General features: G+C 33.4%; 12 protein-coding genes and 1 pseudogene. 4 read left to right on the top strand and 9 right to left on the bottom strand.

Annotated elements, in window-relative coordinates; all coding sequences use genetic code 11:
• Window positions 1–93: 93 nt before the first annotated feature.
• Genes EKL97_RS04695 through EKL97_RS04680 form a run of 4 tightly spaced genes read right to left on the bottom strand, consistent with a single transcriptional unit; the run spans window position 94 to window position 2,582 of the window.
• Window positions 94–759: a response regulator transcription factor gene (locus EKL97_RS04695; RefSeq protein WP_126460942.1), complete on the bottom strand. Its 666-nt coding sequence runs from the start codon at window positions 757–759 to the stop codon at window positions 94–96.
• A 3-nt stretch (window positions 760–762) separates the two neighbouring features.
• Window positions 763–1,554 carry a sensor histidine kinase gene (locus EKL97_RS04690; protein ID WP_126568284.1) on the bottom strand — a complete coding sequence of 264 codons (792 nt, stop codon included), beginning with the start codon at window positions 1,552–1,554 and terminating at the stop codon, window positions 763–765.
• Between the two features lie 14 nt (window positions 1,555–1,568).
• Window positions 1,569–2,189: a hypothetical protein gene (locus EKL97_RS04685; RefSeq protein WP_126568282.1), complete on the bottom strand. Its 621-nt coding sequence runs from the start codon at window positions 2,187–2,189 to the stop codon at window positions 1,569–1,571.
• Complete coding sequence (locus tag EKL97_RS04680; RefSeq protein ID WP_126561872.1) at window positions 2,190–2,582, bottom strand: hypothetical protein; 393 nt, start codon at window positions 2,580–2,582, stop codon at window positions 2,190–2,192.
• 275 nt (window positions 2,583–2,857) lie between these two features.
• Between EKL97_RS04680 and EKL97_RS04675 the strand changes: the two are divergent.
• The 3 genes and pseudogenes from EKL97_RS04675 to EKL97_RS04665 form a co-directional block, all read left to right on the top strand.
• Window positions 2,858–3,185, top strand: a pseudogene (locus EKL97_RS04675) (IS1595 family transposase); the annotation flags it as partial.
• An 81-nt stretch (window positions 3,186–3,266) separates the two neighbouring features.
• Window positions 3,267–3,734, top strand: a complete 468-nt coding sequence (locus EKL97_RS04670) for a hypothetical protein (RefSeq protein WP_126460955.1) — start codon at window positions 3,267–3,269, stop codon at window positions 3,732–3,734.
• 250 nt (window positions 3,735–3,984) lie between these two features.
• Window positions 3,985–5,829 carry a PLP-dependent transferase gene (locus tag EKL97_RS04665; protein ID WP_126568280.1) on the top strand — a complete coding sequence of 615 codons (1,845 nt, stop codon included), beginning with the start codon at window positions 3,985–3,987 and terminating at the stop codon, window positions 5,827–5,829.
• 517 nt (window positions 5,830–6,346) lie between these two features.
• Here EKL97_RS04665 and EKL97_RS04660 read toward each other — a convergent pair.
• From EKL97_RS04660 to EKL97_RS04650, 3 genes are all read right to left on the bottom strand, one after another.
• A complete protein-coding gene (locus EKL97_RS04660) occupies window positions 6,347–6,706 on the bottom strand; it encodes a hypothetical protein (RefSeq protein ID WP_126460964.1) in 360 nt (119 codons plus the stop codon).
• A 62-nt stretch (window positions 6,707–6,768) separates the two neighbouring features.
• Window positions 6,769–7,947, bottom strand: a complete 1,179-nt coding sequence (locus EKL97_RS04655; RefSeq protein ID WP_126460967.1) for an AIR synthase related protein — start codon at window positions 7,945–7,947, stop codon at window positions 6,769–6,771.
• Between the two features lie 333 nt (window positions 7,948–8,280).
• Entirely contained in the window at window positions 8,281–10,470 is a 2,190-nt protein-coding gene (locus EKL97_RS04650) for a glutamine synthetase III (RefSeq protein WP_126460970.1), read from the bottom strand.
• Between the two features lie 302 nt (window positions 10,471–10,772).
• On the opposite strand from EKL97_RS04650, the gene EKL97_RS04645 reads away from it, so the two are divergent.
• Complete coding sequence (locus tag EKL97_RS04645; protein ID WP_126460973.1) at window positions 10,773–11,738, top strand: TerC family protein; 966 nt, start codon at window positions 10,773–10,775, stop codon at window positions 11,736–11,738.
• A gap of 60 nt (window positions 11,739–11,798) precedes the next feature.
• Here EKL97_RS04645 and EKL97_RS04640 read toward each other — a convergent pair whose 3' ends face one another.
• Window positions 11,799–12,299 carry a hypothetical protein gene (locus tag EKL97_RS04640; RefSeq protein WP_126460976.1) on the bottom strand — a complete coding sequence of 167 codons (501 nt, stop codon included), beginning with the start codon at window positions 12,297–12,299 and terminating at the stop codon, window positions 11,799–11,801.
• Window positions 12,300–12,488: 189 nt separating this feature from the next.
• Window positions 12,489–13,361: an alpha/beta hydrolase gene (locus EKL97_RS04635; RefSeq protein ID WP_126561869.1), complete on the bottom strand. Its 873-nt coding sequence runs from the start codon at window positions 13,359–13,361 to the stop codon at window positions 12,489–12,491.
• Window positions 13,362–13,772: the final 411 nt, after the last annotated feature.

Here is a 13,772-nt window from a genome sequence, read left to right as displayed (position 1 = left end):
GAATTTAAGTTGTTTAAAATTTTAAAAAAATCTTCTCTTTTTTTGCAAAAAAAAAGTGCATCCAGCATTGCTTTTAGTACAAATGGGTTCTGATTAATCTTCAAACGGCATAATTTCATTTTGAACCGCATACACAACCAATCCTGCAATATTCCTGGATTCTGTTTTAAGCAACAAGTTATTTCGATGTCCTTCCACCGTTCTTGGACTTATAAAAAGTTGCTCTGCAATTTCTAAGGTGCTTTTTTGATAGCAAATAAGTTTGAGTACTTCCAATTCACGTACACTCAAAAATCCACTATCAAAGTTACTTTTCGTTTTTCTAGTGTTCAAAATATTGGTTTGAATAATTTTCATGACATATTCCGTATAGTAAAATCCTTTTAAAGCCACTTCATTTACGGTTGTAAGCAATTCTTGTGGTGTCGCATTTTTTATCACATAGGAAACAGCACCAACATCAATCATATTCGCCACAAAAGATTTAGAATCATAGCTGGTTAGCGCTATAATTTTTATTTCAGGGAATTCTTTATGGATGATCTTAGTGGCTTCGACTCCATTTAAAATTGGCATTTTCAGATCCATGATAATAATATCGGGATGATTTTTAGTACTGCGAAGGTAGGAAATCAATTCATCCCCATTGGAGGCTTCAAAAACAATCTCAATATTTGTTTCCCGTTCCAGCAAAAAAGAGATTCCTTTTCTAAAAAGAATTTCATCATCTACTAAAATTATTTGAATAACATCATTCATTATTTAAAAATTAAAAGTGACCGTAATCCCTTTATTTACAGCTGAATTAATGACAATGGTGCTGTTTAAAAAAGCGACTCTACTATCAATATTTTTCATCCCAAGACCTTTTTGCTTGTCTTTATTTTTCATATCAAAACCAATTCCATTATCAGAATAAGAGCATTTTTTGAGTCCGTAATTGTCCTCAAAAAGAATAGATATGACAGTTGCCTTACCGTGCCGAATGGAATTATTGATCAACTCTTGCAAGATTCTAAATACGTGTAAATGCTTCATATTATCTTTAATATCAAAGAAGGTTGTATTTTCATAATTTACCGTGACAACTTGAGAACTATTGCATTCCATGCATAATTCTCCCACTCCTGCATCTAGTCCAAATTTATCTAAAACCGGAGGTAACAAACCGTGTGCGATTTTCCTGGAACTATCCAGCGCTTTGGCAGTCAGATTGATGATATTCTCGGTAATTGTTCCTACCTCATCTTTGGTCAAATTTGGAGTATTTAACAAATGACTGTTCAAAGACACAATATTAAGCTGAGAACTGATGTCGTCATGTAAATCTTGGGCAATACGCTTGCGCTCTTCTTCTTGCGTAATAATTACGGCACTCAATAGCTCTTTTTGATACTGGATTTCCAGATCTTTTTTTTCTAATTCTTTCTGGATAATTTTTTTTCTCGAAAAATAGAAAAACAAGATTAAGACGAATCCCATCAAAAGAAAAGCAACACAGGAATAAATAATTATTTCGATTATATCACTTTCATTTATTAATTCTGCCTTCATAAATATTTATTTAATTACTTTTTGGAAAAACTTTTTTTCCACTCTAGTAAAATGAATAATTGGTAGACTATATAGAGTCCTGAGTTCAATACCCAAGGTATTTTTGTGTATTCCAGTCTCAATATATTTGTCAAATTTCCTACTATAAATAAAATGGTGCTTCCAAATAAATAGAGTAAAATACCCATATTGATATAATAATACTCTTTTTTCTCATTTAATATATTGTAAAGATGTAGGGTTGCGTAGCTAACTATTAAAAAAGAGGTAATGAATATTTCGAATAAATTGAATTTAAAAAACAAACTCGGATCTAGTACGTATTGAATTCCAATGACTGCTAAACCAGCATACAAACCCACTGTAACAATCTTTTTTTGATACGTCTCTTTTAATAAAACTTTGTAAAAAAAACTGAGTATTATAAACTGACCCACAAAATAAAAATGAGACAAATAAAGGTTATTAATATTAACTCTTGCAAAGACATTCGAAATTATTTGGATAACTAAAACCAACCCTAAATATCCTGTAAAAATCTTAAAGACTTTATCCTGAAGAGAAAAGCACCGGATAAATAAAACAAAATTCAAAAATAAAACCAAGAGACCTACATATATAAATACATTTAACATCTATTGTAGCATTAGAGTTTCAGGATCACAAGTAGATGGACAAGGAGACGTAAAATCATAAATATCATCTTCCGTTGCACCAGCGTCACCATTGTCTTGAGTGATCATATCAACATAAATTTGAGTTAGGGGATCATATTTTGTTCCCACAATCATTAATTTTTCTACTCCATCATCATCAACTCCTATGTATGCTCTCACTGCATCGACCCCTTCTTTGAGGACTTCTACTAAATCAATTTTAGGGATCAAAAAAGCATTTAAATGATGGTGTTTGTTATAATTTCCTTCTCGTTTAGACCATCGTTTTGCCCATCTTTGGGCTGTTTTTAACGGAATGACATTCACAACTTTTCCTTTTTTTAGGCTTCCAGAAGTAGTTTCTTGTGACATATTTATTAGGTTTGCAGATTACGGATTTTATAAATAAAAAATTATTAGCTAAACTACTGTTTTTTATTGTTTATACAAAACCAGCTTAGTAATTATACAAGCTACAATGTTTGTTTTCAAAATAAGCACCGATTGCTCAGGTCGCTTATTTAGTTCTTGTAACCCTGAATTTGGTTTCTAGAGAATCTAATTTGTAATAGCTTTGCTGAAAGGCATTAATTTAATATGAGTACCAATGCTAAAAATAGCTTGTTTTTGAGTCATCAACCTATTAAATACGAGCTATGAACCTACCTGAATTTTTAGAGAAATACCCTGATTAAGCCACACGTAATAAGGGATTCAAAGCTAAACTACTTGAAATGGGAATTGTATGTAAAAAGTGTCAACACACCGAACATTACTTTCGTAAGGCAGATTTAAAATTTCAATGCAAAAAATGCGGTAGTCGTGTCAGTCTTCGTTCAGGCACCGTTATGGAGAATACTAATTTGCTTTTTCCAATATTGGATGCTCTGTATTGAACTCGTGATGCTGTCACAAAAGAGTTTTTCGGCATTAGAAATACAACGTATGTTGGGTCACAAACATTATGAACCCTTGGTAGGGTAAATTGCTTTAGAGTTGTCTTACTTGAGAATGCTATCAATAAAGAAGCACTCAATAATCACTAAAATAAAAATTATGAACACATTTAAAGCCTTACTCATTTTGATCACTATTGGTTTTGCCATAAATATAAATGCGCAAGAAGCCAATAGTACCGATGAACCAAAAAAAAACACAAAACAAGCTACGGTAACTTATTACCAACAACGCGCTGCAGAGGATGCAAAATATGAGCAGGAGTTTACTGCTCAAAACAACAGCGAAGACAAAGCTTTTTGGAAAGAACAAAAAAAATACGAAAAACAATTAAAGAAAAACAACAAAAAAGCTTATCGCGCCTACATTCAAGGAAAAAAAGAGGCATACGCAGAACATCACCAACATTGCAATCACGATCACCATAGCGATTATTTTTATAGCAATGCCCAGTTTTATTATTACCAATACGACAACAGACACAACTATCAGAGAAGACCAAATCGTACTATAATAAACACTCCGGTGCGAGTAAGCACTCCGAGCATTCGTTTAGGGATTTTTTAATTACGGGTAAACTATTTTTTTTTAATAATATCTTTTTTAAGACCGACGAAATAATTTTTGTTAAAGAATTCTGATTGAAGTTTCTATGCCATATATTTATTTACTGACTAACCAAAAAGAGCACTCCTAGAGGATTTATTCCTGACACTTTCACAACACTGACAACAGATCTGTAATAATAAAACCTCTTGTAACACTTTTAAATAAATCTAATTACTGTATATTACCATCTTATCTAAAGGTGGAAATTATGAAAGACAATAAAATATTACGTTATATTAAAGACGTGTTAGAAAATAAGCCAACTGGCTGGTTGAATCTAACAACTCACAGACTAGATATTTATGACGAAAAATTGGCAAAAACTCAATTCTTAGAACAGTTTGAAATTTTATTTAATAGCAATAATTCTGAATCAAAGGCATTAGGAGAGTTACCCACTGCTTATGACTATATTCGATTAGGGCATCCATTATCTTGTATATTAGAATGGGTGATTGCCCACTTACATCATTTAAAACCAGAAAATGTAATTAGTTTTTCCTCAAAGACGACTCCGATTTTGGCAGTACTAAGGAAAAATTTATTAGCTGGCAAAAACACTCAAATTATTTACACTGGTGAATTACCAGAATTTTTTGATGTTGAAGTACTTCAGCACATTTATGGCTATACATTTGATTTAAAGAAGATTGAAAAAGAAACAGCCATTTCCAAGTTTGACGGGAGTACCATTTTCATTACGCAGCAAGATGAAATTAGCACTTTTGATTTTACCAAAAACATTGACTTTTTTATCAATGTTCATTCTGACTTTGGAAGTATTTTAGTTGTAAATGGAGACCAAAACGAAAGTTATATCCCCGAAATTCAGCATGTCAGAAGAAGAGAGACCATTGCAATGACGCCAGCCAATTGTCTTGCTATGTTGAAAATTCTGACAGCACAATCTTCTTTAGAACCAAAAGAGAATACTATCGAGACAAACAAAGCAATGGTTTTAGATTCGATTGCGACCATTACCGGAAGCAAGACAAAAGCACTAATTGCTTCCAGTGGACTATCAATTCAATATGCGGTTGTCATGGGATTAATTCATGATGCGGAGGAAAACCATAAAGGAAAGGCGATCAAAATTATTGTTCCCCCCAATTGTTACGGTGGTACAAACGACCAAGCCAGACGGGTTGCTGCTTGCATTGACTCTGTTGAAATACTGGATTTACTGGTTGACGGTGGTAAAGATATGGTTGAAAGTATTGCGCTTCTTTTAGATAAAATTGCTGACGAGGATGCTATTCCAATCATAATTGCTGAAATTCCAACAAATCCCAGAGTTGAAGTTCCGGATCTTTTCAAATTAAGCGCTACTTTGAGTAAACAGCGAAAAACTGCAACTGGTAAAATTGCTACAGATCCTATTTTTGTTTTAGATCAAACCTTTTGTCCAAATGTACACTTTTTAGGTGAAGAGGATATATTATCACCAATTAGGACCATTTCATATGTAAGCGGATCTAAATTTCCAAGTGGCGGGCAATGTACTGCGGGCTATTGTGTGGGAAATAAAAAAACGGAAGGGTTGATGAAAAAAATAGAATTTCATCTAAAACTTTGCGATAATGAGGCTACCAATCTTCAAATGGAGATTTTGGCAAAACAATTGCCTTCTATGAATCAAAGAATAAAGGATGCATATCATAATACACATGAATTTGTAAACTTCATAAAAAAAACTTTACCAGCGGCGAAAATTAATTTTGTTTCGTCAGCATTGGCAGACCAAGGATTTACCCCCTCTGTGTTTTCATTAGACCTTCCCAGTAAAGGGAACACAACGGAAGAAAAAGAAGCTCATAAAAGAGAGTTAAATCTTAGGTTAATAAATTTAATGATTAGAGAAATACCTAATGAAAGCAAGTTTTGTGTGAGTTATGGGCAGTTAAAAGGATGTTACTGGACAATTCCGGCAACATCAACTCAAGGGACGACTAAAGAGGGTGACAAAGATTACATCGTACGTGTAGCACTTTCTCCTACCATGGATTTAGAACTTCACAAAAAAGTTTTTTTAGATTTTGTCAGCCAAATTTAATTCTGATCCTATACCATTCCTCTATTTAACCTTGAAGGAAAAAACTAAGTAATGATCCATATTAACTAAAATAGAATTTTCTGATTTTTTTTTTACAGAAACAGACAACCATTACAAGTAAACCACTGTGGAGGGATAGGTCAAAGATTTGGTTATTAATACCAAACAAAATTACTATTGGCTCCATAAAAAAGCTTTCAGAAAAGTATTTGAATGCTGATAAAATGATCTATTTAGTGGTAGGTGATGCTGAAACGCAGTTAAAAAAGCTGAAGAAAATTGGTTATGGAACACCAATTCTTCTGAATACACCAGCGGTAAATAAGCTGATTTAAAACTAATTTGGGTTATAAGTAATAACCATGGTATAATGTCGTATTTTAAAATCAGGATAAAATTATGTAACAATATGATTTAAAGCTGTTTTACTTAAAGTTAATTCTTTTGACTTTACGACTTTTAAACTTTCGACTTACTTACATCACTGATTCTCATAGCCGCGATAGACGTGAAAATTTTATTCACTCATTTCATCATATCGCTCCGGAACTTGGGGATCATACAGCGAACATTTGAATTCATCCATTATATTCACTAAAGTATCCATTGTTTTTCCTTCAGTGCCATAACAATCAATTTTTACACTTTGGGGCGTCATCCTGATATGAAAAGCACCTGCACCATAGTTATTTTTCCAACTGTTCTCGTCTACTTTTTCCCATTTGGAGAATACAGAAGCAATTCTGTTCAAAATGACTTGTACCGGAAGTTCTTCAAGACCTTCAATTTCAGCTTGTTCTTCTGAAACAGCTTCATAAACTTCGTGATGGTTGAGATAAATTCCCTCCAGATATTTCCAAAAAACCAATTCGTACATAGATAAAAAATTAAAAGATTAAAGAATTGAAAGATTGAAAAATGAACTTCAATTGAAGCTTTTTAATATTCAAAAGTTCCGTATTCACTGGTAATAGTCAGTTTTTTTGAAGTAGCAGCTTCTACTCTACCTACGATTTGCGCATCAACATTAAATGATTTTGAAATCGCAATAATGTCTTGTGCAACAGCTTCCGGAACATAAATTTCCATACGGTGACCGCAATTGAAAACTTGGTACATTTCTTTCCAATCCGTTTTAGATTGTTCTTGAATTAACTGAAATAATGGCGGAACTGGAAATAAATTGTCTTTTATAATGTGTAGGTTTTCTACAAAGTGTAAAATTTTAGTTTGGGCTCCTCCACTGCAATGCACCATTCCGTGAATTTGATTGGAAGAATATTGGTCTAAAATTTTCTTAATGATTGGTGCATACGTTCTGGTTGGCGAAAGCACTAATTGTCCGGCATCGATTGGTGAATTTTCAACGGCGTCTGTCAATTTTACTTGTCCAGAATAGATTAATTCTTCAGGAACTAAAGCATCGAAACTCTCCGGATATTTGGTTGCCAAATATTTCCCGAAAACATCATGACGCGCCGATGTTAACCCGTTGCTTCCCATTCCGCCATTATAGTTTTTCTCGTAGGTAGCCTGGCCAAAAGAAGCCAATCCTACAATTACATCACCGGCTTTAATATTAGCATTATCAATTACTTTGCTGCGTTTCATACGAGCAGTTACTGTTGAATCTACAATTATAGTTCGAACAATATCGCCTACATCAGCAGTTTCTCCACCTGTTGAATGAATGGTCACCCCAAAAGATTCCAGTTCTTTAATCAGTTCTTCGGTTCCGTTAATAATTGCTGAAATTACTTCAGCGGTAATCAAATTTTTATTTCTTCCAATGGTTGATGAAAGCAGAATATTATCCGTTGCACCCACGCACAATAAATCGTCAATATTCATGATTAAAGCATCTTGGGCAATGCCTTTCCAAACAGAAATATCGCCTGTTTCTTTCCAATACATGTAGGCCAAAGAGGATTTAGTTCCCGCTCCGTCAGCATGCATGATCAGACAATATTCTTCGTCTTGAGTTAAATAATCAGGGACAATTTTACAGAAAGCTTGTGGATATAATCCTTTATCAATATTTTTTATCGCATTATGAACATCTTCTTTGGATGCCGAAACACCGCGAAGCGCATATCTTTTTGAAGTATCTGAACTCATGTAGTCTAGTTGTGAAGTCTGCTTTTATGCAGGTAGTTGTGCGGCAAAGGTAATTATTTTTTTGGGTTTTGCCTATCGAGTCATCAGAAGTGTTTCTTGCTAAAATTGTCATACTAAGAATATTTGTTTACACCCTTCAATTTTGCCTTTCAAGGTGCAAAACATCAAAAAAATGTCTACCTGAAACAGATAGACATTTTTATTAAATTTCAATGGCGCAATAAATTACTCCCAATCAAGCATGCATGCGTCAAAAAATAATACTACCCTATAGCACCGGTAAATCCAGATATTATTTGACTTATAATGACACTCGATGTGTTAATAAGTAGATTACTTCGTAAATAACAATTCTCTGTATTTTGTTAGTGTCCAAATCTCATCATCCACTAACAGCTCCAGTTTATCACAGTGGCTTCTAATTTCTTCAAAAAATGGTTTTACTTTATCACAATAAGCTAGGGCCATTTCATGTGCATCAGTAATTGCATTGGCTTTCTTTCTAGCTTCGGTCATTTCATGAACTTTAGAATTGATCCCCTCAATATGTCCGGAAATTTCTTTGATTAAAATGATTTGTTCTTTTGCAATTTTTTCAAAATCAGCACCAAAAATCTCTTTTAGTCCCTTCACATTTTCAATCAAAGTGTTTTGGTAGCGAATGGCTGTTGGAATAACATGGTTTTGAGAAAGATCACCTAAAACTCTACCTTCAATTTGAATTTTCTTAGTATACTCCTCTAATTCTATTTCATAACGTGCCTCCACTTCAATATGATTCATGATACCCATTTCAGAAAACAAATCTAAAGCTTGCTTAGAAGCTCTTGCTTTTAGTGCTTCAGGAGTTGTTTTAAAGTTACTTAACCCTCTTTTACCCGCTTCAATTTCCCATGCTTCACTGTATCCGTCACCTTCAAAAAGGATTTTCTTAGAAACTTTGATGTACTCTCTCAAAACATTGAAAATAGCATCATCTTTTTTCATGTCTTTAGATTCTATCAGCGCATCTACTTCAATTTTGAAATCTTTTAATTGTTTTGCTACAATAGTATTCAAAGTCGTCATTGAATTAGAACAGTTAGCTGATGATCCTACTGCTCTGAACTCAAACTTATTTCCTGTAAAAGCGAATGGTGATGTTCTATTTCTATCTGTATTGTCCAAAAGAACATCTGGAATTTTCCCTACTACATTTAGTTTTAAGTCTGTTTTTTCTTCTGGAGATAGTTTCCCTGCAGTTACACCTTCTAATTCTGCTAGAACTTTAGTCAACTGCGCCCCAATAAATACGGATATAATTGCTGGTGGTGCTTCATTTGCCCCTAGTCTATGATCATTACTTGCAGTAGCAATTGCACCTCTTAATAAAGACTCGTAATCATTTACTGCTTTTATTGTATTGATAAAGAAAGTCAGAAACTGTAAATTACTCATTGGAGTTTTACTAGGGCTCAATAAATTCACTCCTGTATCTGTTGCCAAGGACCAGTTATTATGCTTTCCGGAACCGTTCACTCCTTTGAAAGGTTTTTCATGAAACAACACTTTCAAATCATGGCGTTCTCCTACTTTTTGCATCACATCCATCAACAAGCAGTTATGATCAACAGCAAGATTTGTTTCTTCAAAAATAGGAGCCAATTCAAATTGATTTGGTGCTACTTCATTATGACGTGTTTTCACAGGAATTCCTAACAACATGCATTCTTGTTCCAAGTCTCTCATATACATTAAGGCACGAGTAGGTATAGACCCAAAATAATGGTCATCTAATTGTTGCCCCTTAGCCGATGTATGTCCTAACAAAGTCCTACCGGTCATCATAAGATCAGGACGCGAATTTGCTAAAGATCTATCAATTAAGAAATATTCTTGTTCCCAACCTAAAGTTGCAGTTACCTTTTTTACATTTTTATCAAAATATTTACATACTTCGGTAGCAGCGTCATCCATAGCGGTCAAAGCTCTCAACAAAGGTGTTTTATAGTCTAAAGCTTCCCCCGTATAGGAAATAAAAACCGTTGGAATACACAAAGTAGTTCCAAAAATAAATGCTGGAGATGTTGGATCCCAAGCTGTATACCCTCTAGCTTCAAATGTATTTCTGATTCCACCATTTGGAAAACTAGATGCATCCGGTTCTTGTTGTACTAATTGAGCGCCACCAAATTTCTCTACTGGATCACTGCCATCATACGAAGTTTCAAAGAAAGCATCATGTTTTTCAGCGGTTGTTCCTGTAAGTGGCTGAAACCAGTGTGTATAATGAGTCACCCCTTTAGCCAAGGCCCACTCTTTCATTCCCATTGCGATATAATCCGCTAATTTTCTGTCTATTTTAGTTCCATGTTGAACTGCATCGCGCACTCCTTTAAAAGCATCTGAAGTTAAAAACTGTTTCATTGCTTTGTCATTAAAGACATTTGAACCAAAAATAGTTGATTTTCTATCAGTCTCTTCAAATTTTACTGGAACTCTGTTTGATGCTTCTTTCAAAGCTTGAAAACGTAATGATGACATACAATTTTGTTTTAATTAATTAAACCCCCTATTATTTTGATGCAAATATAATTTAATAATTACTTTTATAAAATATTACCTCTGTTTTTTATGGGTAACCACGTCAAATTTATCAAATTAACAAAAAATATTAATTATAATAACAACTTAGCAATTTAAACACCCCTATTTATTTTTACTGATATTTTCATAAAATAAAATAAACATAGACAATCACAAACAACAGCAAACTTTCGATTAAATATTTATTGAAGTTAAACAATCTAAAAGTATCTTTGTGCAACTTTTTAAATATATGATATATGATTGTCTGGATTTCTTTCTTAGTAGCCGTAATGATTTTCTTGGCTCTTGATTTAGGTGTTTTCAACAAAACGCCACATATTATAAGTTCAAAAGAAGCGGGTAAGTGGACTGCAATATGGGTTACTTTATCATTCCTGTTTTCCGGCGTTATTTATTGGCTCTACAACAATAATTATATCGCAAATCCGGATCAATTAACTCCCACAACAGCATCCATAAAGTTCATTACCGGATATTTAATTGAATTATCATTAAGCATTGACAACATCTTTGTCATAGCCATAATCTTTTCTGCTTTTAAAATTCCGCCACAATACCAGCATCGTGTTTTATTTTGGGGAATATTAGGGGCAATATTCTTTAGAGGCCTAATGATCTTTTTTGGCGTTATGCTAATCAATAAATTTTCTTGGATGACGTATATTTTTGGTGCTTTCCTGATCTATACTGCCATGAAAATGTTGTTTGGAAATGAAAATGAAAAATTTGAACCTAAAAAATCATTCGTCTATAAAAGCCTAAAAAAAATAATGCCCATATCTAATCATATGGATGAGGAGCATTTCTTTGTCAAAAGAAGACACATTACTGCCGCAACCCCTCTATTTGTAGCTCTTGTGGTTATTGAAGTCATGGATGTGGTTTTTGCCATTGATAGTGTTCCTGCTATTTTAGCCATTACTAATGACCCCTTTTTAGTTTTCAGTTCTAATATTTTTGCCATTCTAGGATTGCGATCCATGTATTTCTTTCTGGCTAATATGTTAGCTAAATTTAGTTATCTGGAATACAGTCTAATCGCTATTTTAAGTTTTGTTGGTGTGAAAATGTTAACCCATGACATACTAAAAAAATACAATTATGAAATTCCGGAATGGATGTCACTGGCTTTTATAGCGGTGGCTCTTATAGTGGGAATTGTAGTTTCACTTAGAAAAAACAGCAAAGAGTTTGTCTCCTAATTTTAAGGTCTATAAAAAAAGGAAATCTTTCGATTTCCTTTTTTTTTGACTTCTCTGAAATTATAAATTTATTTTTTGAATTTCACTTTTACTAACCTTCAATGAGGACATAACTGCATCCATATTATTTTTGTTTATTGTAGAGGCAAAATTTGCTGGTACAATTACTATTCTAAAAGTTTGATTTTGTGTCCAACTGGAATCTAAAGTATTCAGATTGAAATTAGCCGCAAGAAAAATTTTAACATCAAACCTGGAATAATCAAAATTAAAATCTAATTCACCACCATTATTCAGATAATACGTTTGAGGCATTAATTTCCAAATATCTGCTCCATTTACCGTATCATACAAATGGTATACTAAAACAGAATCCGAAGAATAAATTGGCGGATCAAATACAACCAAGCTGCTATAATTATTATTGGAGTTGAACGAAGTTGTAACTTCATACACTTCAGTTCGAGGACCGTTATCAACGGTATCATATAGTTCTGTCACTTCACAACTTTGTAGAGTCATCATCCCGATGAAAACTAAAAATAAGGTAATTTTTTTCATTCGTTATCGTTTTATAATTTATATTAAAAAACTCTATTCATGAATTGTGCCAAACTTTATTTTCAAAAAAAAGTGCTTTTCAATTATGGAAAAAAAACTTAAATTATACCTAATAATCCTGGGCTTAAAAGGAACTAAAAAAGCCTCTCAGATGAAAGGCTTTTTTAAAATTTTATTACTATTCGGTTATTATTTCTCCACAACAGCCACGCCATTATTGTTTAAAATTTTGCTAAAAAACAACACATGAGAAGGTAACGCATTTTCCCAATATTCCCACGTATGCGCTCCTGGCCGTTCCGTATAATCGTGAGCAACTTTATTATAAACAAGCCTTCGGTGTAATTCTCTATTGGATTCAATCAAAAAATCATCTACACCGCAATCTATAATCAATTCCAGTTTGTTACTTTTTATTTTATCCACCATATTCAAAACTGCACTGGAGGCATATACTTCCTGTGGCGCTCCTTCAATCCCAAAAACAGGTTCCATTAATTTAGTAACTCTTTCCTTAGATTCCGGATTAATCATGCTTCCCATATCAACAGCGCCGCTCATACTTCCTGCTGCACAAAATAGTTCTGGATGTCTTGTCGAAAGATACAATGCTCCGTGACCTCCCATAGAAAGTCCCGTAATTACACGTCCTTTTCTGTTGTTTATTGTCCGATAAGTGTTGTCTACTTTCTGAATTACTTCTTTTGTAATATACGTTTCAAACTGACTTCCCTTATTCACAGGGCTATCCAGATAAAAACTGAATGTTTCTCCTTCCGGCATTACGATTATGATATTATACTGATCTGCTAAATTGTGCAATAAATTCTTATCCGGAGTTTTAGACAACCAATCATTAAAATGACCATAAGCGCCATGCAACAGATAAAGCACGGGATAATTAATCTTGCTTTTTGCATACGAACTTGGTAATACTACCGCAGCTTTATACGTTTTATTCATTGCCATACTAGGAATTTGCAATGTATCGGCTTTTGCTGCATAAGAAACTACAGTATGACCAAGAAGAAAAAATAAGAATACAATTTGAAGTTTTTTCATACTATTCGGTTTTAAGGTAAAATGTAAATATAGTACTTTAACTCGTTGGGTGTAATTAATGAAAATTTCAATTAATCTTAACTAAAAAAAATGAACCACATAGAAACATAGAAAAAAAGAGTTGGACAGCCCAATTTTTGGCTTCATATAGCTATGATTTTCTCCAAAAAAGTGAAACGACTTACATAATTTTAAAATCTATGTTTCTATGTGGTTAAAAAATTAAACGCATTGGATTACACCCAACAGCTACTTTAGAATAAATGTAATAAAGTCGCAATAATTACATGAACAAAAAAAGACCTCTCATTACTGTAAGGTCTTAAAAAAAAAAAAATAGATCATGCCCGCCCAAAAGCGGGATAAGCGATTCACACACTTTTTGCGATGCAATTCAATACTGATTACCTT

The sequence above is a fragment of the Flavobacterium sp. LS1P28 genome, assembly GCF_003970335.1.
GTDB lineage: Bacteria > Bacteroidota > Bacteroidia > Flavobacteriales > Flavobacteriaceae > Flavobacterium.
The sequence above is the reverse complement of the archived record's forward strand: the minus strand, read 5'-3'. Positions and strand labels throughout refer to the sequence as shown.

What these genes read in the sequence shown, in the direction of transcription:
- EKL97_RS04695 (WP_126460942.1), bottom strand. Translation starts at nt 759, where the DNA reads ATGAATGATGTTATTCAAATAATTTTAGTAGATGATGAAATTCTTTTT.
- EKL97_RS04690 (WP_126568284.1), bottom strand. Translation starts at nt 1,554, where the DNA reads ATGAAGGCAGAATTAATAAATGAAAGTGATATAATCGAAATAATTATT.
- EKL97_RS04685 (WP_126568282.1), bottom strand. Translation starts at nt 2,189, where the DNA reads ATGTTAAATGTATTTATATATGTAGGTCTCTTGGTTTTATTTTTGAAT.
- EKL97_RS04680 (WP_126561872.1), bottom strand. Translation starts at nt 2,582, where the DNA reads ATGTCACAAGAAACTACTTCTGGAAGCCTAAAAAAAGGAAAAGTTGTG.
- EKL97_RS04670 (WP_126460955.1), top strand. Translation starts at nt 3,267, where the DNA reads ATGAACACATTTAAAGCCTTACTCATTTTGATCACTATTGGTTTTGCC.
- EKL97_RS04665 (WP_126568280.1), top strand. Translation starts at nt 3,985, where the DNA reads ATGAAAGACAATAAAATATTACGTTATATTAAAGACGTGTTAGAAAAT.
- EKL97_RS04660 (WP_126460964.1), bottom strand. Translation starts at nt 6,706, where the DNA reads ATGTACGAATTGGTTTTTTGGAAATATCTGGAGGGAATTTATCTCAAC.
- EKL97_RS04655 (WP_126460967.1), bottom strand. Translation starts at nt 7,947, where the DNA reads ATGAGTTCAGATACTTCAAAAAGATATGCGCTTCGCGGTGTTTCGGCA.
- EKL97_RS04650 (WP_126460970.1), bottom strand. Translation starts at nt 10,470, where the DNA reads ATGTCATCATTACGTTTTCAAGCTTTGAAAGAAGCATCAAACAGAGTT.
- EKL97_RS04645 (WP_126460973.1), top strand. Translation starts at nt 10,773, where the DNA reads ATGATTGTCTGGATTTCTTTCTTAGTAGCCGTAATGATTTTCTTGGCT.
- EKL97_RS04640 (WP_126460976.1), bottom strand. Translation starts at nt 12,299, where the DNA reads ATGAAAAAAATTACCTTATTTTTAGTTTTCATCGGGATGATGACTCTA.
- EKL97_RS04635 (WP_126561869.1), bottom strand. Translation starts at nt 13,361, where the DNA reads ATGAAAAAACTTCAAATTGTATTCTTATTTTTTCTTCTTGGTCATACT.